Here is a 26,980-nt window from a genome sequence, read left to right on the forward strand (position 1 = left end):
CCGGGTCGGGCGGTCAGGGGGTCGCGGGGGTGCCGAGCTCGTTGTCGAGGATGTCGAACAGCTCGTCCGCGGTGACCGCGTTCAGGTCCTCGCCACGGTCCGGGATCTCCGTCGTGGCATACCCCTGGGCGTGCTTCGGTGGCCCCTCGAGCCGGCCGGCCAGGTCCCGGAGCCGGTCGGCCAGTTGCGCCCGGGCCGGGCCGGTCGGCGGGGCATCGGCCAGCAGGAGGGATTCCAGCCTGCCGAGCTCGGCCTCCACCCCCGGTACGGGTGCGGCAGGTACGGCGGGTGCCAGGCGCCGGGCGAGGTAGGCGGCGACTTCCGCCGCACTCGGGTAGTCGAAGATCAGCGTGGCGGGCAGGCGCAGTCCACTGGCCGCGCTCAGCCGGTTCCGCAGCTCCACCGAGCCGAGCGAGTCGAAGCCCAACTCGCCGAAGGCACGGTCGGGTTCTATTGCCTCACCCGACGCGTGACCGAGTACGGCAGCCGCGTGACCCCGTACGACGTCCAGGATGACCCGGATCCGCTCCTCCTCGTCGTCCAGCCCGGCGATGCGGGCGGGCAGCGAGGCGACGTCGGGCGTCGACACCGCGTTGCGCTTGCGGGCGACCGGGACCAGCCCCCTCAGGAGGGCGGGCAGTTCGTCGGTACGGGTGCGCAGCGCGCCCGTGTCCACCTGGAGGGGGACGGTCAGCGCCGTGCCCGAGGCCAGGGAGGTGTCGAACAGGGCCAGCGCTTCCGCCTCCGACAGCGCGGGCGTGCCGGCGCGGCGCATGCGCTCCAGGTCCGCTTCGGTGAGGTCGGCGGCCATGCCGGTGTTGACGCCCCACAGGCCGAAGGCCATCGAGGTCGCGGGAAGCCCCTCCGTGTGGCGGTGGGCGGCGAGTGCGTCGAGGAAGACGTTCGCCGCCGCGTAATTGCCCTGCCCGGCCGCCAGCACCAACCCACCAGCAGAGGAGAACATCACGAACGCCGCCAGATCCAAGTGCGCGGTCAACTCGTGCAGATGCCACGCCGCATCCGCCTTCGGCCGCAACACCGCATCCATCCGCTCAGCGGTCAGAGCACCGACCACACCGTTGTCCGCGACACCCGCCACATGCACCACACCCGACAACGGGTGATCCAAACCATCCAACAAGCCGGCCAACGCCTCCCGATCGGCCACATCACACGCCACAACCGAGACCTGCGCACCCAACCCGGCCAGATCATCGACCAGTTCACCCACACCGGGCGTATCCGCTCCACGCCTGCCCGCCAGCACCAGATGACGCACACCATGCTCGACCACCAGATGACGGGCCACCAGAGCACCCAGACCACCCGTACCACCCGTGATCAGAACCGACCCCGACCCATCCCACACCGATTCATGAGGATCCGCATCGACCGCCAGCCGGGCCAGCCGTGGCACCAACACCTCACCACCACGCACCGCCAACTCCGGCTCACCCAAGCCCAGAAGAAGACCCAGCTCCACCGACCCATCGGAATCGACCAGCACGAACCGGCCCGGATTCTCCGCCTGCGCCGCACGCACCAGACCCCACACCGGAGCCTGCCGCACATCAACCACATCACCCGCCCCGACAGCCACCGCACCCCGCGTGACCACCGCCAGCACCCGGCCGTCGGAAAGGTCATCCGCCAGCCACCTCTGTACGGCCTCCAGGACCTGCTGCGCGTATGTCCGTACGTCGGCGAGCACGTCCGCGGTCTGAGGCACCTCGCCGCAGTCGAAGACCACGGCGTCGGACACCTCGGCCGTGTCCGGCTTCGGCGCGGGCTGCCACTCCACGTGGAGCAGCGCATTGCCCGTACCCGCGCCCAGTTGCTCCGCCGACACGGGCCGGGAGAGGAGGGACTCGACCGACAGCACGGGATGGCCGTGTTCATCGGCAACGGTGAGCGAGAGCCCGTCCTGCTGGGCGACGGGCGTGATGCGAACCCGCAGGGCCTTCGCTCCTGCGGAATGCAGGGCTACTCCGTTCCAGGCGAAGGGCAGCAGGGTCTGACCGCCGCCTTCGCGGCCCGGGATGCCGAGCAGCCCGACGTGCATGGCCGCGTCGAGCAGGGCGGGGTGGAGCCCGAACCGGGTCGCCTCCTCGGAAGCCTGCTCCGGCAGGGACACCTCGGCGTAGAGGGCGTCACCGAGCCGCCAGGCCGCAGCGAGACCCTGGAACACCGGCCCGTAGTGATATCCGGCGGCGGCGAGGTCCGGGTAGGCGTCGGAGACCGGAATGGCCTCGGCTCCGGCGGGCGGCCAGCTGGTGAGCGCCTCCGCGGGGTCCACGGACGCCGGGGCCAATACGCCCTCGGCGTGGCGGGTCCACGGCAGATCCGGTGCGTCGTCGGCTCGCGAGTGAACGGCCACGGTCCGGCGCCCGGATTCGTCCGCCGGGCCGACCACGACCTGGACGGCGATGCCGCCCCGCTCGGGGAGGATCAGCGGTGCCTGGAGCGTGAGCTCTTCGAGCAGCCCGCAGCCCACGTGGGTGCCCGCGCGGACGGCAAGCTCCACGAAGCCGGTACCGGGCAGGAGGACGCTGCCCAGGACTTCGTGGTCGGTGATCCAGGCGTGAGTGCTCGCGGACAGCCGGCCGGTGAGTACGGTCCCGCCGTCGTCGGGCAGCTCCACGGCCGCCCGCAGCACGGGGTGGTCGATGCCGACCTGACCGGTCTCCGCCGTGCCACCGCCGGCCGCCGGCGCCGTCATCCAGTAGCGGGTGCGCTGGAAGGCGTAGGTCGGCAGATCGACCCGGCGGGCGCCGGCGCCGCCGTAGAAGGCCTGCCAGTCGACGTGTACGCCGTCCACGTGGAGCTGCGCGAGGGCGGTGACGAGGGTCTCTGCCTCGGGCCGGTTCTTACGGAGACCCGCGACAGCCATGCCGTCCGCACTCTGCGCGGCCAGCCCGGTCAGGATGCCGTCGGGGCCGATCTCCAGGAACCGGGTCACACCCTGCTGCTCCAGCGCGACCACGGCGTCGGCGAAACGAACAGCCTCCCGCACCTGGCTGACCCAGTACTCGGGCGACTGCCACGCCTCCGACAGCTCACCCGACACCGTGGAGACCACAGGTACGCGCGGCGCACTGAACCTCAACTCCGCAGCCACAGCCCGGAACTCGTCCAGCATCGGATCCATCAGAGAGGAGTGGAACGCATGCGAGACAGCCAGACGGCTGGTCTTGCGACCGGCCGCGGAGAAGTGCTCGCCCACCGCGAGGACCGCCACTTCAACACCCGAAACCACCACGGATTCCGGACCGTTGACCGCCGCGATACCCACCCCGTCGGAGAGCAGCGGCAACACTTCCTCCTCCGTCGCCTGGACGGCCAGCATCGCGCCGCCAGCCGGCAGCGCCTGCATCAGACGGCCACGCGCTACCACCAGCCTGGCCGCATCCGCCAGAGACAGCACCCCCACGGCATGCGCGGCGGCCAGCTCACCAATCGAATGCCCGGCCACCACATCAGGCCGCACACCCCACGCCTCCACCAGCCGGAACAGCGCCACTTCCAACGCGAACAGAGCGGGCTGCGTGATCGCGGTCGCGTTCAACGCCTCCGCATCCTCACCCCACACCACATCCCGCAACGACCGCCCCAGCAACGGGTCGATCTCCCCACACACCGCATCGAAAGCCGCCGCGAACACCGGGAAGGACGCGTACAACTCCCGCCCCATCCCCAACCGCTGCGCACCCTGCCCCGTGAACAGGAAGGCAGTCTGGCCCTTGGCCACCGCCCCGCTCACCACGCCCGGGTGGTACTGCCCTGCGGCCAGCGCCGCGAGGCCTTCCGCCCGGTCGTCGGCCGTGATCACCGCACGGTGCTCCATCACACCGCGTGAGGTGGCGAGGGCGTGCCCGATGTCCTCGGGGGCATACGCGTCCACCACCTCGAGCAGGGCGCCCGCCTGGCCGGCCAGCGCCTTCGCGGACTTCGCCGACACCACCCACGGGACGACCGGCAGTCCGCTGCCGACCTCCGCTTCCGCCTCCGCCACGGCCTCCCGAGGCGCCTCCTCCACGATCACGTGCGCGTTGGTACCGCTCAGCCCGAACGAGGAGATGCCCGCCCGTCGCAGTCGGCCCTCGGCGCGCCATTCCCGAGCCTCGGTGAGCAGTTCCACCTCACCAGCAGACCAGTCGATCTGATCCGACCGCTCCTCCGCATGCAGGGTCGGCGGCAACACCCCGTGCCGCATCGCCATCACCATCTTGATGATCCCCGCGACACCCGCCGCAGCCTGCGTATGCCCGAAGTTGGACTTGACCGAGCCCAGCCACAGCGGCCGGCCCTCCGCCCGCCCCTGCCCGTACGTGGCGATCAGTGCCTGCGCCTCGATGGGATCGCCCAGTCGGGTGCCCGTGCCGTGTGCCTCCACCACGTCGACCTCGGCCGCCGTCAGCCCGGCGTCCGCGAGCGCCTGGCGGATCACCCGCTGCTGCGCCGGACCGTTCGGGGCGGTCAGACCGTTGGACGCCCCGTCCTGGTTCAGCGCCGAGCCGCGCACGACGGCCAGCACCCGGTGCCCGTTGCGCCGCGCGTCCGACAGCCGCTCCAGCAGCAGGACGCCCGCGCCCTCACCCCACCCCGTACCGTCCGCACCCGCCCCGAACGACTTGCACCGGCCGTCCATGGACAGCCCCCGCTGCTCGCTGAAGTACACCAGCATGTCGGGGGTGGACATCACGGTCACCCCACCGGCCAGGGCCAGGGAGCACTCCCCCGACCGCAGGGCCTGCGCCGCCATGTGCAGGGCCACCAGGGACGAGGAGCACGCCGTGTCGACCGTGACGGCCGGTCCTTCCAGGCCCAGCGTGTAGGCGACCCGGCCGGAGACGAGACTGCCCGCCGTGCCACCGGCGTAGTCGTGGTACATCACACCGGCGTACACACCCGTCCGGCTCCCCTTGAGCACGTCCGGGTCGACTCCGGCCCGCTCGATGGCCTCCCAGGAGGTCTCCAGCAGCAGCCTCTGCTGCGGATCCATGGTCAGCGCCTCGCGCGGGCTGATCCCGAAGAACGGCGGGTCGAATTCGGCCGCGTCGTAGAGGAAGCCTCCGTCACGCGCGTACGACTTGCCCGGCACCCCCGGCTCCGGGTCGTACACACCCGGGTCCCAGCCCCGGTCGTCGGGCAGGGGGGCGATGGCGTCCACGCCGTCGGCCACCAGCCGCCACAGGCCGTCCGGCGTGGTCACTCCGCCGGGGTAGCGGCAGGCCATGCCCACGATCACGACCGGATCGTCGTCCGTGGCCCGGACGGCGGCTGCCGCCCCCGGCACGGTGGTGGTGTCCGGGGTTCCGTCGAGGAGTTCGCGCACGTAGGCGGCGGCCGCTTCGGCCGTCGGGTAGTCGAAGATCAGCGTGGCCGGAAGCCGCAGTCCGGTCGCCCCGTCGAGCCGGTTGCGCAGTTCCACGGCGGTCAGCGAGTCGAAGCCCAACTCGTCGAAGGCGCGCCGGGGTTCGATGGCGTCACCCGACGCGTGTCCCAGGACTGCGGCGACCGTCGTGCGGACCAGGTCGAGCACGGCGGCGGCGCGGTCGGCTCCGGTCAGTCCGGCGAGCCGGCCGCGCAGTGCCGGGGAGCCGGATCCGGTACGGGTCGCCCGGCGGCCGGGGCTGCGTACGAGGCTGAGCAGCAGGGCGGGGGTTTCGTCGGCGTGGGCGCGGAGCACCCCGAGGTCCAGGCGCACCGGCACGGTGGCCGCGAGGCCCGAGTGCAGCGCGGCGTCGAAGAGGGCGAGGCCTCGGTCGGCGCGGAGGGCGGGGGTACCGGACTGCCGCATCCGCTCGAGTTCGGCGGCGCCGAGCCGGGTGCCCATGCCGCCCTCGGTGTCCCACAGCCCGAAGGCCATGGAGGTGGCCGCCAGCCCGGTGGCCCGGCGATCGGCGGCGAGGGCGTCGAGAAAGGCGTTGGCGGCCGCGTAGTTGGCCTGTCCGGTCGAGCCGAGGGTTCCGGCGATGGAGGAGAACAGGACGAACGCGGTGAGGCCGAGGCCTTCGGTCAGTTCGTGCAGGTGCCAGGCCGCGTCCGCCTTGGGGGCCAGCACGCCGCTGACCCGCTCGGGGGTGAGCGAGGTGACCACGGCGTCGTCGAGTACGCCCGCGGCGTGGACGATCCCGCGCAGCGGGTGGGCGGGGTCCACCTCGCCCAGAAGAGCCGCGAGGGCATCGCGGTCGGACACGTCGCAGGCGGCGACGGAGACCTGGGCGCCCGACTCCGCCAGTTCAAGGACCAGTTCGGCGACCCCGGGCGCCTTCGCGCCCCGCCGGCCGGCCAGCAGCAGATGCCGCACCCCGTGCCCGGTGACCAGATGGCGGGCCACCAGCGCGCCCAGGCCGCCGGTGCCGCCGGTGATGAGGACCGTCCCGGCCGCGTCCCAGACGGGCTCCGGACCGGTGGCGGCGGACGTGACCCGGACCAGCCGGGGAACGAACACCCTGCCCTCGCGTACGGCCAACTCCGCTTCACTCTGGGCCGGTACGCGGCCAAGGTCCGCCGAGCCGTCGGTGTCGAGGAGCACGAACCGGCCCGGGTTCTCCGCCTGCGCCGCGCGGACCAGACCCCACACCGGGGCCTGGCACACGTCGACCGGATCGCCGTCTCCGACCGCCACCGCACCGCGCGTGACCACCACGAGGGACGCGCTGGCGAACCGCTGGTCCACCAGCCACGCCTGCACCACGGCCAGGACCCGGTGGGACAGGGCGTGGACGGCGGCAGGCACCTCCTCCTCGTCCGGCGCCGCGCACTCGAAGACGACCGTGCCGTCGACCGGGCCCTCGGCGGGGACGTCTTCCCACCGTGCCCACTCCCCCGCCGCCGGGATGCCGGGGCCGGGGTCGGCCGACTGCCATGCGACCCGGTAGAGCGGATCCGCGGCCGGGCCTGCGATCCGGGCCTCGTCCACCGCGCGGCCGACGACCCCGCCGACCGCGGCGACCGGGACGCCGTCGGCGTCCGCGATGTCCAGGGCCAGGCTCTGCGGGGTGGGCCGGGAGATCCGTACGCGAGCGGCCGCCGTGCCGGCCGCGAAGAGCCGTACGTCCTTCCACACGAACGGCAGAACCGTGGCACCGTCGTCACCGGCGCCGTCCACCAGCGCCGCGTGCATGGAGGCGTCCAGCAGCGCCGGGTGCAGCCCGTACGCGCCGGCCTCCACGTCCTCCGGCAGGGAAACCTCGGCATAGACGGCTCCGTCGAGCCGCCAGGCCGCCGTCAGCCCCTGGAAGACCGGTCCGTACGCGAGACCGCGCTCGCGCAGGGCCTCGTACGCGCCGTCGAGAGGGACCGCCACGGCGCCCGGCGGCGGCCACGCGGACAGGTCGAAGGCGGGCGCCTCCGCGCCCTCGGCCAGCAGCCCCTCCGCGTGCAGGGTCCAGTCGGGGTCCGGGTGGCTTTCGTCCCGGGAGTACACGCCGACCGGGCGCCGCCCCGACGCGTCGGCAGCGCCGACGACGACCTGTACGGCGACGGCGCCGCCCTCGGGGAGAACGAGGGGCGCGTGGAGGGCGAGCTCTTCCAGTACTTCGCAGCCCGCGTGGTCGCCCGCGCGGATCGCCAGTTCGACGAAGCCCGCGCCGGGGAAGAGGATCGTGTCCCGCACCACATGGTCGGCGAGCCAAGGCTGCGCGCCGACGGCCAGCCGCCCGGTGAGGACGGCGCCGCCGGAGTCGGCCAGGGTCACCACCGCGCCGAGCAGCGGGTGTGCGTGACCTGCCGTCGCCCGCACCGCGTCGATCCAGAAGCGGGTGCGCTGGAAGGGGTAGGTGGGGAGGTCGACCCTGCGAGTGCCGGTCTTGGCGTAGAAGGCCTGCCAGTCGACACGTACGCCGTCCACGTGCAGTTGGGCGAGAGCGGTGATCAGAGTCTCGGGCTCGGGCCGGTTCTTACGGAGACCCGCGACGAGTACCCCGTCCACGCTCTGCGCGGCCAGCCCGGTCAGGATGCCGTCGGGACCGATCTCCAGGAACCGGGTCACACCCTGCTGCTCCATGACGCGCACCGCGTCAGCAAAACGGACGGCCTCCCGCACCTGCCCGACCCAGTACTCCGGCGACTGCCACCCGGTGGAAGTCTCGCCCGTGACGGTGGAGACCACGGGTATGCGCGGCTCGCTGTACGTCAACTCACTGGCAAAGGTGCGGAATTCGTCCAGCATCGGTTCCATCAGCGCCGAGTGGAACGCATGCGAGACGGCCAGACGGCTGGTCTTGCGACCGGCCGCGGAGAAGTGCTCGCCCACCGCGAGGACCGCCGCTTCAACACCCGAAACCACCACGGATTCCGGACCGTTGACCGCCGCGATCCCGACCCCGTCGGAGAGCAGCGGCAACACTTCCTCCTCCGTCGCCTGGACCGCGAGCATCGCGCCACCGGCCGGGAGTTCCTGCATCAGACGCCCGCGCGCGACGACCAGCCGGGCCGCGTCCGCCAGGGACAGCACCCCCACCGCATGGGCGGCAGCCAACTCACCGATCGAATGCCCGGCCACCACATCAGGCCGCACACCCCACGCCTCCACCAGCCGGAACAACGCCACCTCAAGCGCGAACAGCGCAGGCTGGGTCAGGGCAGTGGCATTCAGCGCCTCCGCATCCTCACCCCACACCACATCCCGCAACGACCGCCCCAGCAACGGGTCGATCTCCCCACACACCGCATCGAAAGCCGCCGCGAACACCGGGAAGGACGCGTACAACTCCCGCCCCATCCCCAACCGCTGCGCACCCTGCCCCGTGAACAGGAACGCCGTCCGCCCACCGGACCGCGCCTGGCCGGCGATCACCCCTGGGTGGTCCTCGCCCGCCGCGAGAGCGGCCAGTCCGCTTTCCCGGTCACCCAGCACCACGGCCCGGTGTTCGAACAGGGACCTGGAGCTCGCCAGGGAGTGGCCGACGTCCGCGGGCCGGAGTTCTTCCTCGTGTACGCGCGTGAGCAGCGCCGCCGCCTGGTCCGCCAGGGCCTGCGCGGACTTCGCGGAGAGCGGCCACGGCACCACCGGGGGCAGCGAGCCCACCGGCTCCTCGCCATCGGCCGTCTCCTCGGCGGGCGCCTGCTCGACGATCACGTGCGCGTTGGTCCCGCTCAGCCCGAACGAGGAGATTCCCGCCCGCCGCGGCCGGCCCTCGGTCTGCCACTGCCGCGCCTCGGTCAGCAGTTCCACGTTCCCCGCCGACCAGTCCACCTGGTCCGAGGGCGCGTCCACGTGCAGGGTCGGCGGCAGCACTCCGTGCCGCATCGCCATGACCATCTTGATGATGCCCGCGACACCCGCCGCGGCCTGCGTGTGCCCGAAGTTGGACTTGACGGAGCCCAGCCACAGCGGCCTTCCGTCGGGCCGCTTCCTGCCGTACGTGGCCAGCAGCGCCTGCGCTTCGATCGGGTCTCCGAGCCGGGTGCCCGTGCCGTGCGCCTCCACCGCGTCGACCTCGGCCGCCGTCAGCCCCGCGTCCGCCAGGGCCTGGCGGATCACCCGCTGCTGCGCCGGACCGTTGGGGACCGTCATGGCGCTCGACGCGCCGTCCTGGTTGACGGCGGACCCGCTGACCAGCGCGAGGACCGGATGGCCGTTGCGCCGCGCGTCCGAGAGCCGTTCCAGCAGCAGGACGCCCGCGCCCTCACCCCAGCCCGTACCGTCCGCGGCCGCCGCGAACGGCTTGCAGCGGCCGTCCGGTGCGAGCCCGCGCTGCTCGCTGAAGTACACCAGCATGTCGGGGGTGGACATCACCGTCACCCCACCGGCCAGGGCCAGGGAGCACTCCCCCGTCCTGAGCGCCTGGGCCGCCATGTGCAGGGCGACCAGCGACGAGGAGCACGCCGTGTCCACGGTCACGGCCGGGCCTTCGAGGCCGAGCGTGTACGAGGTGCGCCCGGAGACGAAGCTGCCCGCGCTTCCGTCGGCGTAGTCGTGGTACATCACACCGGCGTAGACGCCCGTCCGGCTGCCCTTCAGCGTGGTCGGGTCCACCCCGGCCCGCTCGATGGCCTCCCAGGAGATCTCCAGCAGCAGCCGCTGCTGCGGATCCATGGTCAGCGCCTCGCGCGGGCTGATCCCGAAGAACGCCGGGTCGAATTCGGCGGCGTCGTAGAGGAAGGCGCCGTCGCGCGTGTACGACTTGCCCGGCACGCCGGGCTCCGGGTCGTACACGCCCGGGTCCCAGCCCCGGTCGGCCGGGAAGCCGGACACCGCGTCGGTGCCGTCGGCGACCAGCCGCCACAGGTCCTCCGGTGTGCCGGCCCCGCCGGGGTAGCGGCACGCCATGGCCACGATCGCGATCGGGTCGTTGCCCGCGGCGGTGAGCCGGGCGTTCTCTTCGCGCAGCCGCTCGTTGTCCGTGAGTGACTTGCGCAGGGCCGCTACGACCTGTTCCACCGATGTGCTCACGTCATCCTCATCATCCAGGTCGGGGTCAGCTGAGTTCGCCGCCGGCCAGGGCGGCACGTACGAGGTCGTCGACGCCCATGTCCTGGATGGCGGCCGGGCCCTGCGGCGCCGGGTCGGCGGCCGCCTCGGCAGGAGCGGTCTCCGCCAGGCCGAGCAGGGCGTCGAGGAGGCCGGACTCGCGCAGGCGCGCGGCCGGGATCGACAGCAGGGCCCGCCTGATGCCGTCCTCGTCGAGCGGCTCTCCCGCCGCCGCGGCGGCCGGCTCGGGCTCCAGTTCCTCCAGCAGGAACCCGGCCAGGGAAGCCGAGTTGGGGTAGTCGAACATCAGCGTGGCGGGCAGCCGCAGTCCGGTCGCCTTCTGGAGCCGGTTGCGCAGTTCGATGGCTCCGAGGGAGTCCAGTCCCAGCTCGGTGAAGCCGCGGTCGGCAGCGACTCCCGCCGGGTCGCCGTGGCCCAGTACGGCGGCCGCGTGGCCCCGTGCGAGTTCCTCCAGGTAGCGGACCCGCTCCGGCCCGGCGGTCAGGCCGGCCAGCTTGCGCCGTACCAGGGAGCCGCCGGTGTCTCCGGAGCCCGCGGACGGGACCGCGGTGGGCTTGACGGTCTTGCGTGCGGGCGGTCCTGCCAACCCCCGCAGCAGGGCCGGGATGTCGTCGGCCCGCTCGCGCAGCGCGCCACGGTCGAGCCGGACCGGGGCGAGGAGGGCGTCGTCCAGTGCCAGCGCCGCGTCGAACAGGGCCAGGCCGTCGTCGAAGGACAGCTCCAGGACACCGGAGCGGCCCATCCGGCGCAGGTCGGCCTCGGTGAGCTCCGGGCCCTCGCCGACCGTGCCCTCCCACAGGCCCCAGGCCAGCGAGGTGGCTGCGAGACCGGCGGCGCGGCGGTCGGCGGCCAGTGCGTCGAGGAAGACGTTCGCCGCCGCGTAGGTGGCCTGTCCGGCGGACAGGATCTGACCGCCGGCCGAGGAGTAGAGGACGAACGCGGTCAGTCCGAGGTCCTTGGTCAGCTCGTGGAGGTGCCAGGCGGCGTCCACCTTGGGCCGCAGCACCCGGCTCACCTGCTCCTTGGTGACGGCGCCGACCAGGGCGTTGTCCATGACTCCGGCCGCGTGCACGACACCGGTCAGCGGGTGCGCGGCCGGGATCTCGTCGAGCAGTGCCGCCAGCGCGTACCGGTCGGCCGCATCGACCGCGACGATCCGCACGGATGCACCCAACGCGCCTAGTTCCTGGCGGAGTTCCTCGGCTGCTGGGGCCTCCGTGCCCCGCCGGCTGGTCAGTACGAGGTGGCGTACGCCGCGCTCGGCGACCAGGTGCCTGGCGAGCACCCCGCCCAGCAGGCCGGTGCCGCCGGTGATCAGTACGGTGCCGTCCGGGTCCCATTGCGGGGCCGGGGCGTCACCGGTGGCGGCGACGGCGTAGCGGGGTACGAGGATCCGGCCGGCCCGGAGGGCGATCTCCGTCTCGGCCGTGGCGACGGCCGCGGGCAGGGCCTGCACGGACGCGTCCGCCTCGTCGAGGTCGACGACGGTGAAGCGGCCCGGGTTCTCGGCCTGCGCGGCGCGCAGCACACCCCACAACGGGGCCTGTACGCAGTCCACGGTGTCGGCGGGGTCGACGGGCACGGCGTTCCGGGTGACGAGCACCAGACGGGAGTCGGCGAACCGCTCGTCGGCCAGCCACTGCCCGAGTCCGTCGAGCAGTCGGCCCACGGAGGTGCGGACCTGCTCGGGCACGCCGCCGGTGGTACCGAAGACGTCGGAGACGTCGGGTGCGGTCAGGACGACCGTGCCCGGCACCTGCGGCTCCGAGGCGAGGTCGGCGAGCGAGCCGACCGCCCGGAGGCCGGGCAGACCGGACCCCACGACCAGCCAGTCCTCGACGGACACCGGGGTGCCGGAGGGCTGGTGCGACTGGTGCGGCTCGTGCGGCTGCCAGTCGATGCGGAACAGGCCGGCGCCACTGCCGCCGTCGCCGCCCGCCAGTTGCTCGGCGGACACCTCGCGCACCACCAGCGACTCGACGGTGGCCACGGGCTCACCGGTCGGTGTGGTGATCCGCAGGGCGACGGCGTCGGGGCCGGGCTTGGTCAGCCGCACGCGCAGCGCGGCGGCGCCGGAGGCGTGCAGGGTGACGCCGTTCCACACGAAGGGCAGGGCGGCCCGGACGGGTCCGTCGCCGTCCCCGTCCCCGTCGAAGATGCGTTCCGCGTGCAGGGCCGCGTCGAGCAGCGCGGGGTGCAGAGCGAACGCGGCGGCCTCCGTACGGGCGTGGTCGGGCAGCGTGATCTCGGCGTACAGCTCGTCGCCGCGCCGCCAGGCGGCCGTGAGGCCCTGGAAGACCGGCCCGTAGCCGTACCCGAGTCCGGCGAGGTCCTCGTACATCCCGCTCACGTCGACCGGGCGGGCGCCGGCCGGGGGCCAGGCCTCCAGGTCCGCGGCGGGGACCCCCGGCTCGGGGGCGAGGACACCGCGGGCGTTGCGGGTCCACGGGGCTTCGGCGGCGAGGTTCTCGGCGCGCGAGTAGAGGGTGACGTCCCGCCGCCCCGACTCGTCCGCCTCGCCCACGACGACCTGCACGGCGACTCCGGTGTTCCCCGGCAGCAGCAGCGGGGTCTCCTGGGTCAGCTCCTCCAACCGGGCGCAGCCCGCCTCGTGTCCGGCGCGGAGCGCCATCTCGACGTAAGCGGTGCCGGGCAGCAGGACTCTGCCGTGTACGGCGTGGTCGGCGAGCCAGGGGTGGGTGGGGACGGAGATCCGGCCGGTGAGGACCGGGGCGCCGGTCTCGGGCGAGACGACGACCGCGCTGAGCAGCGGGTGCCCGGCGGGCTGCTGCCCCAGTCCGGCCGCGTCGCCGACGGCGGCGGGGGCGTCGAGCCAGTAGCGGGTGCGCTGGAAGGGGTAGGTGGGGAGGTCGACCCGCTGGGTGCCGGTACCGGCGAAGAAGGCCTGCCAGTCGACGGCCACGCCGTGTACGTGGAGCTGCGCGAGGCTGGTGATCAGAGTCTCGGGCTCGGGCCGGTTCTTACGGAGACCCGCGACAGCCATGCCGTCCACGCTCTGCGCGGCCAGCCCGGTCAAGATGCCGTCGGGACCGATCTCCAGGAACCGGGTCACTCCCTGCTGCTCCATGACGCGCACCGCGTCGGCGAAACGGACGGCCTCCCGCACCTGCCCGACCCAGTACTCGGGCGACTGCCACGCCTCCGACAGCTCACCCGTCACCGTGGAGACCACGGGTATGCGCGGCGCGCTGAAGCTCAGCTCCTCGGCCACAGCACGGAACTCGTCCAGCATCGGATCCATCAGGGCGGAGTGGAACGCGTGCGAGACGGCCAGACGGCTCGTCTTCCGCCCGACCCCGGCGAAGTACTCGCCCACCGCCAGGACCGCCGCTTCCACACCCGAAACCACCACCGACTGCGGACCGTTGACCGCCGCAATACCCACCCCGTCGGTGAGCAGCGGCAGCACCTCCTCCTCCGTCGCCTGGACGGCCAGCATCGCGCCGCCGGCAGGCAGCGCCTGCATCAGACGGCCCCGGGCGACCACCAGCCGGGCAGCATCCGCCAGAGACAGCACCCCCACGGCATGCGCGGCGGCCAGCTCACCGATCGAATGCCCGGCCACCACGTCAGGCCGTACGCCCCACGCCTCCACCAGCCGGAACAGCGCCACCTCAAGCGCGAACAGGGCCGGCTGGGTCAGGGCGGTCGCGTTCAGCGCCTCCGCATCCTCACCCCACACGGCATCCCGAAGCGACCGCCCCAGCAACGGGTCGATCTCCGCACACGCGGTCTCGAAGGCCGCCGCGAACACCGGGAAGGACGCGTACAACTCCCGTCCCATCCCCAGCCGTTGCGCACCTTGCCCGGTGAACAGGAACGCCGTCCGCCCTCCGGACCGGGCGGAGCCTCGTACGCCCTCGCCCTCGCCCTCCCCCTCGAGGAAGGCTTCGAGCCCGCTCAGTGCGCTCTGCGCGTCCGCGGCCAGGACGACGCCGCGGTGTTCCAGCGCCGCCCGGCCCGTGGCCAGGCTGTAGGCGACGTCGCCGAGGTCCAGTCCCGGGTCGGCGAGCAGGCGGGAGCGGAGCTCGCGTGCCTGGCGCGCCGGGCCGTCCGCGTCGGAGCCGGACAGCAGCAGCGGCCACGCCGCGGGAGCCGTCGCCTGGACCCGGGCCGGGGCCTCGGCCACGGCCGGCTCCGGCGCCTCCTCGACGATCAGGTGGGCGTTGGTGCCGCTCAGGCCGAACGAGGAGACGGTGGCCCGGCGCGGCCGGTCCGCCCGTCGGGGCCAGGGCCTGGCCTCGGTGAGCAGCCGTACGTTCCCGGCCTCCCAGTCGACCTCGGGCGAGGGCTCGTCCACGTGGAGGGTCTTGGGCATCAGGCCGTTGCGCAGCGCCATGACGGACTTGATGACTCCGCTGACACCGGCCGCGGCCTGGGCGTGTCCGATGTTGGACTTGATGGAGCCCAGCCACACCGGGTCCTCGGCGGGCCGCCCGCGACCGTACGTGGCGAGCAGGGCCTGCGCCTCGATCGGGTCGCCCAGCCGGGTGCCCGTGCCGTGGCCCTCGACCAGGTCCACGTCTGCGGTGGTGAGGCCGCAGGTGGCCAGCGCGCGTTGGATGACCCGCTGCTGCGAGGGGCCGTTGGGGGCGGTCAGTCCGTTGCTGGCGCCGTCCTGGTTGATCGCCGAGCCGCGGATGACGGCGAGGACCTCGTGGCCCAGGCGCTGTGCGTCGGAGAGCCGTTCGACGAGCAGCAGGCCGACGCCCTCCGCCCAGCCCGTGCCGTCCGCGCTGCCCGCGAAGGCCTTGCACCGGCCGTCGGCGGACAGTCCGCGCTGCTGGGCGAACTCGACGTAGATCTCGGGCGTGGACATCACCGTCACACCGCCGGCCAGCGCCATGCCGACCTCGCCGCGGCGCAGCGCCTGGCAGGCCATGTGGAGGGCGACGAGCGAGGACGAGCACGCCGTGTCCACGCTGACGGCCGGGCCTTCGAGGCCGAGGGTGTAGGCGACGCGGCCGGTCAGGATGGAGGCCGCGGTGCCGTTGCCGAGGTAGCCGGCGACGTCGTCGGGGATGTGCTGGAGGCGGGAGCCGTAGTCGTGGTACATGACGCCCGCGTAGACGCCGGTCTGGCTGCCGCGCATGGTCGTGGGGTCGATGCCGGCGCGTTCGAACGCCTCCCAGGCGGCCTGGAGCAGGAGCCGCTGCTGCGGGTCCATGGCGATGGCTTCGCGGGGGCTGATCCCGAAGAACGCGGGGTCGAACTCGGCCGCGTCGTAAAGGAATCCGCCTTCGCGTGCGTACGTCTTCCCGTGCAGGCCGGGCTCCGGGTCGTAGAGGGCGTCGGTGTCCCAGCCACGGTCGGCGGGGAAGTCGGCGATGGCGTCGCGTCCTTCGGCGACGAGGTCCCACAGGTCTTCGGCGGAGCGCACGCCGCCGGGGAAGCGGCAGCTGATGCCGACGATGGCGATGGGTTCGTCGTCCGAGAGGCCTGCCGGGGCGGCGGGCTGCTCCGGTGCCGCTTCCGGTTCCGAGCCCCCGAACTCCGTGTCGAGGTACTCGGCGACGGCGCGGGCGGTCGGGTAGTCGAAGACGAGGGTGACGGGAAGCCTGAGGCCCGTCGCGGAGTTGAGCGCGTTGCGCAGTTCGACGGCCGCGAGGGAGTCGAAGCCCAGTTCTTTGAAGGCGCGGTCGGCTCCGACGGCGTCCGCCGATGCGTGGCCGAGGACGGCCGCGACCTGGGTGGCGACGAGGTCGAGCAGGGTCCGGCGGCGTTCGGTGGCGCCGAGGGCGGCCAGCCTGCGGGCGAGGCCGTCGCCGGCGGGTGCGGTGTTCGCCGCGGTACGGCGGCCGGCGGGCCGGGCGGCGGCCGCGGCGGCGCGCAGCAGCGGCGGGATGTCGGCGCCCCGGGCGTGCAGGGCGGCGGGGTCGACGAGGAGGGGGGCGAGCAGGGCGTGCCGGGTGCGCAGGGCCTCGTCGAAGAGGGCGAGGCCGCGGGCTGCGGGGAGGGCGGGGAGGCCGAGCCGGTTCATCTTCTCGACGTCGGCGTCGGTGAGTTCGCCGCCGAGACCGGTGTTGACGGCCCACAGTCCGTACGCGAGGGAGGTGGCGGGGAGGCCGGCCGCTCGCCGGTGGGCGGCCAGCGCGTCCAGGAAGACGTTCGCGGCGGCGTAGTTGCCCTGTCCGGCGGGGAGGACGAGTCCGCCGGCCGAGGAGAACATCACGAACGCCGTCAGGCCGAGGCCCTCGGTCAGTACGTGCAGGTGCCAGGCGGCGTCCGCCTTGGGCCGCAGGACGGTGTCCAGGCGTTCGGGGGTGAGCGTGCCGATCAGCCCGGGGTCCACCACGCCCGCCGCGTGGACGACGCCGGTGAGCGGGTGCTCGTCCGGGATCGCCCCGAGTACGTCGGCCAGTGCGGCGCGGTCGGCCGCGTCGCAGGCGGCGACGCGGACGTCCAGGGCTCCGGCGTCCAGGAGCCGTTCCCGCAGTTCGGCGGCGCCGGGGGCCTGCGGGCCGCGCCGGCTGGTGAGCAGCAGGTGGCGTACGCCGTGCCGGGTGACGAGGTGGTGGGCGAGGCGGGCGCCGAGTCCGCCGGTGCCGCCGGTGATCAGGACGGTGCCCTCGCCGTTCCAGGGGGCGTCCGCCTCGGGTACGGCGGTCGGTACCAGCCGCGGGATGAGGAACCGGCCGTCGCGCAGGGCGAGTTCGGGCTCGCCGTGGGCCAGCGCCGCTGCCGCGATGGCCGGGAAGTCCGCCGGGTCGGTGTCCGGGTCGGTGTCGAGCAGGACGATCCGGCCCGGGTTCTCGGCCTGGGCCGCCCGGACGATGCCCCACACGGAGGCCTGGGTCAGATCGGGGGCGGTGTCCTCGGCGGTGGCGACCGCGCCGCGGGTGACGACGACCAGGGTGGTGAACTCGAACCGCTCGTCCGTCAGCCAGGACTGCAACAGGCCGAGCACGTACGAGGTGACCGTGCGCGCGGCTTCGAGGACGGGCCGGCGCACCGGGGTGGGGCAGCAGGCCAGTACGACGGCCGACGGGTCGCCGAGGATGGCCAGTCCGTACTCGTCGAGCACCACGACCGAGGAGGAGTGGACGGGTTCGGCCGGCTCGGGGAGCGGGGTCCACTCGATGTGGTGCAGGGCGTCGGAGAGGGTGCCGTCCGCCGGTTCCAGCTGGTCGGCGGAGACGGGCCGGCAGATCAGCGAGGCCACGGTCATCACCGGGCGGCCGGTCTCGTCGGCGACGACCATCGCCGAGTCCTCTGCGCCGCGGATCCGGCGTACGTACACGCGCAGGGCCGCGGCTCCCGTCGCGTGCAGGCTGACCCCGCTCCAGGCGAAGGGCAGCAGTGCCTCGGTGCCGCCCTCGCCCTGGTCGACGAGGACGTCGACGTGCATGGCGGTGTCCAGGAGCGCCGGGTGCAGTCCGTAGCCGGCGGCCTCGCCGCGCACCGCGTCGGGCAGGGCGACCTCGGCGAACAGCTCGTCGCCGCGCCGCCAGGCCGCCTTGAGGCCCTGGAAGGCGAGCCCGTAGCCGTATCCGCGCTCGCGCAGGCTCTCGTACGCCCCGGTCACCTCGACGGGGGTGGCGCCGCGCGGCGGCCACTGGGTGAGGTCCGCCTCGACGTGCGGGGGCGCGCCGGTGGCGAGGAAGCCGGTGGCGTGGCGGGTCCAGGCGTCTTCGGGGGCGCCGTCCGGGCGGGAGTGGATGTGCACGGGGCGGCGGCCGGACGCGTCGGGCGCTCCGGCGGCGACGCGCAGGGCGGCGCCCCCGGTGGCGGGCAGGACGAGCGGGGCTTCGAGGGTCAGCTCCTCCAGGAGGTCGCAGCCCACCTGGTCGCCGAGGCGTACGGCGAGCTCGACGAAGCCGGTGCCGGGGAGCAGTACGGCTCCGTGCACCGCGTGGTCGGCGATCCAGGGCTGTCCGGCGGCCGAGAGCCGGCCGGTCAGGACGACGGATCCGGACTCGGGCGAGACGACGGCCGCGCTGAGGAGGGGGTGTTCGACGGGGTCGAGGCCGGCCGAGCCGAGGTTTCCGGTGGCTGCGGGCACATCGAGCCAGTAGCGCTCGCGCTGGAAGGCGTAGGTGGGCAGGTCGACGAGGGTGCCGGGGCGGCGGGCCGGGCCGCCGAGCACGGCGGGCCAGTCGACGGCGCTGCCGTGCGCCCAGGCCGAGCCGATGCCGGTGAGGGCTTCGCGGGCTTCGTCGCGGTCACGGCGCAGCAGGGGGACGAAGGCGGTGTCCTCGTGGGTGGCCGAGCCCGCGCCGAGCGCGGTGAGCACGGCGTCGGGGCCGATCTCGACGAAGGTACGGACGCCCAGTTCCTCGGCGCGGCGCACCGCGTCGGCGAACCGGACGGGCTCGCGGACCTGGCCGGCCCAGTAGGCGGGCGACTGCCACGTGGTGGAGGTCTCACCGGTGACGGTGGAGACGATGGGCATGCGCGGTTCACGGAAGGTCAACCGCTGGGCCACGGCGGCAAGTTCGTCGAGCATGGGTTCCATCAGCGCCGAGTGGAAGGCGTGCGAGACGGAGAGGCGGCTGGTCTTGCGTCCGGCGGCGGCGAAGTGCCCGGCCACGGCGAGGACGGCCGCCTCGGTGCCCGAAACCACCACGGCCCGCGGGCCGTTGACGGCCGCGAGGCCCACCTGGCCGGTGAGCAGCGGCCGCACCTCCTCCTCGGTGGCCTGGACCGCGACCATGGCGCCGCCGGAGGGCAGGTCCTGCATCAGCCGGCCGCGTGCGACGACGAGTTCCGCGGCGTCGGCGAGGGACAGGACGCCCGCGGCGTGCGCGGCGGCCAGCTCTCCGATCGAGTGCCCGGCCACCACGTCGGGCCGCAGGCCCCAGGTCTCCACCAGCCGGAACAGCGCCACTTCGAGCGCGAACAGGGCGGGCTGGGCGAGGGCGGTGGCGTGGAGCGCGTCCGCGTCCTCACCCCACACCACCGCGCGCAACGACTGCCCGAGGTGCGGGTCGATCTCCGCGCAGGCGGCGTCGAAGGCCGCCGCGAACACCGGGAAGGCGGCGTACAGTTCCCGGCCCATGCCCAGCCGCTGGGCTCCCTGGCCGGTGAAGAGGAAGGCGGTCTTGGCGTCCTGGGCCACCGCCGCTCCCGCGAGGAGCTCCAGCGAGCGGGAGAGTTCCGCCCGGTCGGCCCCCAGGGCGACGGCGCGGTGCTCCAGCGCCGCACGTCCGGTGGCCAGTACGTGGGCGGCGGGAGCCAGTTCCTCGTCGGAGAGCGAGGCCAGGCGTTCCCGCAGCCGGTCGGCCTGGGCGCGCAGGGCCTCGGGCGTGGCACCGGAGACGGTCCAGGGGACGGCGGGGAGGACGGCTCCCGGCGGGGCCTCGACGGCCGGGCCCGGCTCCGGCTCCGCCTGCGGCGCCTGCTCGATGATCACGTGGGCGTTGGTGCCGCTGATCCCGAAGGAGGACACACCGGCCCGCCGCACCCCGGCCGGTGCGACGGCCCACTCCCGCGCCTCGGTGAGCAGTTCCACCTCGCCGGCCGACCAGTCGACCTGGTCGGAGGGGGTGTCAGCGTGGAGGGTCCGCGGCAGCAGGCCGTGGTCCATGGCCAGGACCATCTTGATGACGCCCGCGACACCGGCGGCGGCCTGCGTGTGCCCCATGTTGGACTTGACGGAGCCCAGCCACAGCGGCCGGCCCTCGGGGCGTTCCTGTCCGTACGTCTCCAGCAGGGCCTGCGCCTCGATCGGGTCGCCGAGCCGGGTGCCCGTGCCGTGCGCCTCGACCACGTCGACCTCGGCCGCCGTCAGCCCGGCGTCCGCGAGCGCCTGGCGGATCACCCGCTGCTGCGCCGGACCGTTCGGGGCGGTCAGGCCGTTGGACGCCCCGTCCTGGTTCAGCGCCGAGCCCCGCACGACGGCCAGCACCCGGTGCCCGTTGCGCCGCGCGTCCGACAGCCGCTCCAGCAGCAGGACGCCCGCGCCCTCACCCCAGCCCGTACCGTCCGCGCCCTCACCGAAGGACTTGCAGCGGCCGTCTGCGGCGAGGCCGCGCTGACGGCTCATGTCGAGGAAGGTGTCCGGGGTGGACATGATCGTGACTCCGCCGGCGAGGGCCAGCGAGCACTCCCCGGCGCGCAGCGAACGGGCGGCCATGTGCAGGGCCACCAGCGAGGAGGAGCAGGCGGTGTCCACGCTGATCGCCGGGCCCTCCAGGCCCAGGGCGTAGGCGACCCGGCCGGAGACCACGCTCGCCAGGCTGCCGTTGCCGTGGTAGGCGGCCACGTCCTCGGGGAGCGGACCGAGCCGCAGCCCCCAGTCGTGGTACATCACCCCGGCGAAGACGCCGGTGCTGCTGCCCTTGACGGAGCGGGGGTCGATCCCGGCGCGTTCGAAGGTCTCCCAGGCGACCTCCAGCAGCAGCCGCTGCTGCGGGTCCATGGCCTGGGCCTCGCGCGGGCTGATCCCGAAGAACGCCGGATCGAACCGGGCGGCGTCGTAGAGGAATCCGCCCTCCGTGGAGTACGTCCTGCCGGGCTTGCCGATCTCCGGGTCGTAGAGGTCGTCCGCCCAGCCCCGGTCGGCGGGGAAGGGGCCGATGGCGTCCGCGCCGTCCGCGACGAGCTGCCACAGCTCCTCGGGTGAGGTCACTCCGCCGGGATAGCGGCAGGCCATCCCGACGATCACGATCGGGTCGGCGGTGGTGTCGGCGGTGGCGCCGGCGCCCGGGGCCGCCGGGGCGGGGGCCTGGGCCGGGGCGGCCGTACCGACGAGCTTGGTCACGAGGTGCTCGGCCAGCGCGGTCGCCGTCGGGTAGTCGAAGGTCAGGGTGGCGCTGAGCCGCAGTCCGGTCGCCGCGCCGAGCCGGTTGCGCAGTTCCACGGCGGCCAGCGAGTCGAAGCCGGTCTCGGTGAACGCCCGGTTCGCGGTGACCTCTTCGGCGCTCTGGTAGCCGAGTACGGCAGCGGCCTCGGTGCGCACCAGCCGCAGCACGGTGGCGAGGCGGTCGGGCGCGGCGAGCTCGGCGAGGCCGGCGCCGAGCGGCACGCGGGCGTGGGCCGGGGCGGCCGCCGCCCCGGCTGCCGGGCGGCGTACGGCGGTCCGTACGAGGGCGCGCAGCAGGGTGGGCGTGCCGTCGCCGCGGCTCCGTACGGCCCGGTGGTTCACGCGTACGGGGACCACCGCCGGCTCGTGACCGGCCAGGGCCCGGTCCAGCCGGTCCAGGTTCTCCTCGAAGGTCAGCGAGTCGAGGCCGAGGCGCTCGATCCGGGTGAGGGCGGCCGCGTCGAGGGTGGCGCCCATGCCGCCGCCACCGGCCCACAGGCCCCAGGCGAGCGAGGTGACGACCTGGCCGGCCGCCGCGCGGTGGGCGGCGAGGGCGTCCAGGAAGAGGTTGGCGGCGGCGTAGTTGCCCTGTCCGGCGCCGTCGAGGACGGTCGAGGCGGAGGAGAAGAGGACGAAGGCGGTCAGGTCCAGGCCGGCGGTCAGTTCGTGCAGGTTCCAGGCGGCGTCCACCTTGGGCCGCATCACGGTGTCGAGGCGCTGCGCGGTGAGGTCGCCGGTCAGACCGTCGTCGATGACCCCGGCGGCGTGCACCACGGCGCGCAGCGGGTGCGCGGCCGGGATCGAGGCGAGCAGCTCGGCGAGGGCGTCCCGGTCGGCGACGTCGGTGGCGGTGACGGTGGCCTCGGCGCCCAAGGCAGCCAGGTCGGCGACGAGTTCGCGCGCGCCGGGGGCGTCGGGGCCGCGTCTGCTGGTGAGCAGGAGGTGGCGTACGCCGTGCCGCCGGACGAGGTGGCGGGCGAGTTCGGCGCCGACGCCGCCGGTGCCGCCGGTGATGAGCACGGTGCCCGTGGCGTCCCAGGGGGTGGGGCGCTCCTCGCCGTGGGCGGGTACGGCGGCCAGCCTGGGGACGTACGACTCGGCTCCGCGCAGGGCCAGTTCCGGCTCGGTGGCGGCGGCGAGCGCCCGGCCGAGCGCGGGGAGCCCGGCCTCGTCGGTGTCGACGAGGGTGAAGCGGCCGGGGTTCTCCGCTTCGGCGGAGCGTACGAGGCCCCAGACGGGGGCCTGGGCGAGGTCGACGTCGGTACCGGGGACGAAGGCGCCGTTGCGGGTGACCACGGCCAGGCGGGAGTCGGCGTAGCGGTCGTCCGCCAGCCAGGTCCGCAGGGCGGCCAGTGCGTCGGCGGCCACCGTCCGGACGGCGACGGTCAGGTCGTCGCCGTCCGGGGTCGGGAGGGTGCGGTAGACGACGACGGGCGGCACCGGGCCGTCGGCGAGCTCCGTAAGATCCGTGAACTCCACGGTTTCTGAAGGCAGTTCGAGCGGGTTCCACTGCACGCGCAGCAGCGGGTCGGTGCGGTCGCCCGCCAGCTGCTGCCCGGTGACGGCGCGCAGCTGCAGCGAGTCGACGCGGGCCACGGGGGCGCCGTCGGCGTCGGCCACGGTCACCGCGAGCTCGTCCCGGCCGAGCGCGGTGATCCGTACGCGGATGGCGGAGGCGCCTCCCGCGTACAGCGTGACCCCGTTCCAGGAGAAGGGGATCCAGGTCCCCTCGGGCCGGTCGCCGCCGGCCGCGAGGGCGTGGTCGGCGGGGTGCAGCGCGGCGTCCAGGAGCGCCGGGTGCAGTCCGTAGCCCGTGGCGTCCGCGCGCGTCGGCTGCGGGGGTTCGACCTCGGCGAAGACCTCGCCGTCGCGCAGCCAGGCGGCGCGTACGCCGTGGAAGGCGGGCCCGTAGCCGTAGCCCTCGTCCGCCATGTCGTCGTACAGGGTGCTGACGTCCAGCGGTACGGCGCCGGCCGGGGGCCAGGCGCCGGCGAGGGCGCCCGTGTCCGCGTCGGGGGCGGCGGGTGCCAGGACGCCGGTGGCGTGGCGGACCCACTCGTCCTCGACGGGGTCCGCCTGATCGGGGTGGCCGGGGTGGCCGGGGTGGTCGGGGTGGTCGGGCCGGCCGGCGCCGTCCGGGCGGGAGTAGCACGCGAGGGCGCGGCGGCCGTCCGCGTCGGCGGCGGCGACCACGACCTGGATCGCCACCGCACCCGACGCGGGCAGGACCAGCGGCGACTGGAGCGTCAGCTCCTCGACCAGCGCGCAGCCGGTCTCCGCGGCCGCCCGCAGGGCCAGTTCCACGAAGGCGGTGCCGGGCAGCAGGGTGACCCCGGCGATGGTGTGGTCGGCGATCCACGGGTGGGTGCGCGGTGACAGGCGGCCGGTCAGTACGGTGCCGTCGGCGCCCGCGAGGTCGACGACCGATCCCAGCAGCGGATGCCGGGCGGCGAGCTGGCCCAGTCCGGACGGGTCGCCGCCCGCCCGCTCGGGGGCGAGCCAGTAGCGCCGGGTGCGGAAGGCGTAGGTGGGCAGGTCGACGCGGCGGGTGTCGCGGCCCGCGTAGACGGCGTCCCAGTCCAGGAGCGCGCCGCGGGTGTGGGCGAGGGCGGCGGCCCCCAGCGCCTCGCGGACCTCGTCCTTGCCGGCGCGCAGCACGGGCGCGAAGACGGTGTCGGCCTCGCGCTCCTCGGGCAGGCAGTGCGGGCCGAGGGCGCTGAGGACGCCGTCGGGGCCGAGCTCCAGGAAGGTGCGTACGCCGCCCTGTACGGACAGCCAGTCGACGGCGTCGGCGAAGCGGACGGCCTCGCGGACGTGGCCGGTCCAGTAGTCGGGCGAGCGGAGTTCCTCGGAGGTGGCGAGCCGTCCGGTGACGGTGGAGACGAGGGGGATGCGGGGCGCGGAGTAGCCGAGGATGCCCGCGATCCGCCGGAACTCGGCGAGCATCGGTTCCATGAGCGGCGAGTGGAAGGCGTGGCTGACCTGGAGCCGCTTGGTCTTGCGTCCCTGCCCGGCGAAGCGTTCGGCGAGTGCGAGTACCGCGTTCTCCTCGCCCGAGAGGACCACGGAGTCGGGCCCGTTGACGGCGGCGACGGCGACCTGCGCACCGGCCCCGGCCCCGGCCTCGGCCCCGGCGCCGAGGAACGGGAGTATCTCCTCCTCGGTGGCCTGGACGGCGACCATGGCGCCGCCCCGGGGCAGCTCCTGCATCAGCCGGCCGCGCGCGGCGACCAGCGTGGCCGCGTCCTCCAGGTTCAGTACTCCCGCCGCATGGGCGGCCGCGATCTCGCCGATGGAGTGGCCGGCCAGGAAGTCGGGGCGGATGCCCCAGGATTCGACGAGCCGGAACAGGGCGGTCTCGACCGCGAAGAGGGCGGTCTGCGCGTAGCGGGTCTCGTCGAGCAGCGCGGCCGCCTCGGTGCCCGGCTCGGCGAAGAGGACGTCCCACAGGGAGGTGTCGAGCTGGAGGTCGAGCCAGCCGATGGCTTCGGCGAGGGCGTCCGCGAACACGGGGTGGGAGTCGTACAGTTGCCGGCCCATGGCCAGGCGCTGGCTGCCCTGGCCGGTGAAGAGGAACGCGAGGCGCCCGGAGGGGACCGTGCCGGTCCGGGTGGCGGGGGTGCTCTCCCCGTCGGCGAGGGCGCGCAGGCCCGCCAGGAGCTCCTCGTGGCCGGCCGCCAGGACGGTGGCGCGGTGGTCGAGGGCGGCCCGGCCGGTGCCGAGGGAGTGGCCGAGGTCGTCGGGGGTGAGCTCGGGCCGCTCGGCCACGAACTCCGCGAGCCGGGCGGCCTGTGCGCGCAGCCCCTCCTCGGAGCGCGCCCCGACGGGCACGAGGGCGGGGTGGCCCGTACCGGTGCGGGCGGCGGGGGCCGGTGCCGGCTCGCGCGGCGGCTCCTCCACGATGACGTGCGCGTTGGTGCCGCTGATCCCGAAGCCGGAGACGCCCGCCCGGCGCGGCCGGTCCTCGTCCGCCGGCCAGGGCACGGGCTCGGTGAGCAGCCGTACCGTCCCGGCGGACCAGTCGACGTTCCCGGTGGGGGCGTCGACGTGCAGGGTCCGCGGGAGTACGCCGTGCCGCATCGCCATGATCATCTTCATCAGGCCGGCCACCCCGGCCGCGGCCTGGGTGTGGCCGAGGTTGGACTTCACCGAGCCGAGCCACAGCGGCCGGTCCCCGGGCCGGTCCTTGCCGTAGGTGGCGATCAGCGCCCGGGCCTCGATCGGGTCGCCCAGCGTGGTGCCGGTACCGTGTGCCTCGACGGCGTCGACCTCCTCGCCCGACAGCCCGGCGTCGGCGAGGGCCTGGAGGATGACGCGCTGCTGCGCGGTGCCGCTGGGGGCGGTGAGCCCGTTGCTGGCCCCGTCCTGGTTGACGGCCGACCCGCGGATGACGGCGAGCACCTGGTGCCCGTTGCGCCGGGCGTCACCGAGCCGTTCCACCACCAGCAGGCCGACGCCCTCGGCGAAGGAGGTGCCGTCGGCGCCCGCCGCGAAGGCCTTGATCTGCCCGTCCGGGGCGAGCCCGCGCTGCCTGCTGAACTCGGTGAACAGGCCGGGCGTGCTCAGTACGGTGACACCGCCCGCCAGCGCCATGGAGCACTCGCCGCGGCGCAGGGACTGCACGGCCAGGTGCAGGGAGACCAGCGATCCGGAGCAGGCGGTGTCGACGGTGAGCGCCGGGCCCTCCAGGCCCAGCGCGTAGGCGACGCGCCCGGAGGTGACGCTGAGCGCGCCGCCGGTGACGAGGTAGCCGGTCAGGCTCTCGGGGGCGTCCTGCACCCGCGGCCCGTACTCGGAGGGGCCGGCGCCGATGAACACGCCGGTGCGGCTGCCGCGCAGCGAGGTCGGGTCGATGCCGGTGCGCTCCAGCGCCTCCCAGGCCGTCTCCAGCAGCAGCCGCTGCTGCGGGTCCATGGCGAGCGCCTCGCGCGGGCTGATGCCGAAGAACTCGGCGTCGAACTCGGGGGCGTCGTGCAGGAATCCGCCGGTGCGGGTGTAGCAGGTGCCGGGCACGGCGGGGTCGTCGTCGAACAGTGCGTCGAGGTCCCAGCCGCGGTCGTCGGGGAAGGGCCCGACGGCGGTCGCGCCCCGGGAGACCAGGTCCCACAGCTCCTCGGGCGAGCGCACGCCGCCGGGGAAGCGCCCGCCGATGCCGACGACGGCGATGGGCTCCGCGTCGTAGGCCGCGGCAGCCGCGGGAACGGGGGCCTCGCGCGGGGCCGCCGGCTCGGCGGGCACGCCGAGGAGTTCCGTGCGGACGTACGCGGCCAGCAGCTCGGGGCTGGGGTGGTCGAACGCGGCGGTCACCGGCAGGCCCAGCCCGGTCGCGGCGTTGATCCGGGCGTGCAGGTCGACCAGGGCGATGGAGTCCAGGCCCAGTTCCTTGAAGGAGATGCCGGTCGGCACCACCGGTTCGGTGTCGGGGTGGGCCGCGCGCAGGATGTCGGCGGCCTGCGTGCAGACCAGGTCCAGGAGCAGCCTGGACTGCTCGCTCCCGGGAAGTCCGGTCAGCCGGGCGGCCAGTTCGGCCCCCGGGCGGACCTCCGCGCCGGACAAGTCATCAGCGACAGGATCGAAGCCCGCGGACATCTGCACGCTCCCAGCTCGGTATCGATTGCCCCGGGTCAGTTCCGGCCACGAGGTGATCGCACGCTAGGTCGGCCCCGAAGGGGCGCGACACCCCTATCCCCCCGGGTGTTGACCCTGCCCGGAGCCCGCCCGTTCCCGGCTCCGGACGCCGCGCGTCCGCGCCGCCCGGCGCGACGTGCCTGCTG

At 74.3% G+C, this 26,980-nt stretch carries 2 protein-coding genes; both read right to left on the reverse strand.

Annotated elements, in window-relative coordinates:
- Positions 1 to 13: 13 nt before the first annotated feature.
- Positions 14 to 10,459: an SDR family NAD(P)-dependent oxidoreductase gene (locus OHA89_RS09225; RefSeq protein WP_406365861.1), complete on the reverse strand. Its 10,446-nt coding sequence runs from the start codon at positions 10,457 to 10,459 to the stop codon at positions 14 to 16.
- A complete protein-coding gene (locus OHA89_RS09230) occupies positions 10,428 to 26,762 on the reverse strand; it encodes a type I polyketide synthase (protein WP_406365863.1) in 16,335 nt (5,444 codons plus the stop codon). The genes OHA89_RS09225 and OHA89_RS09230 overlap by 32 nt, the downstream gene beginning before the upstream one ends.
- Between the last annotated feature and the right edge of the window lie 218 nt (positions 26,763 to 26,980).

This window comes from Streptomyces sp. NBC_01546 (genome assembly GCF_045208355.1).
GTDB lineage: Bacteria > Actinomycetota > Actinomycetes > Streptomycetales > Streptomycetaceae > Streptomyces.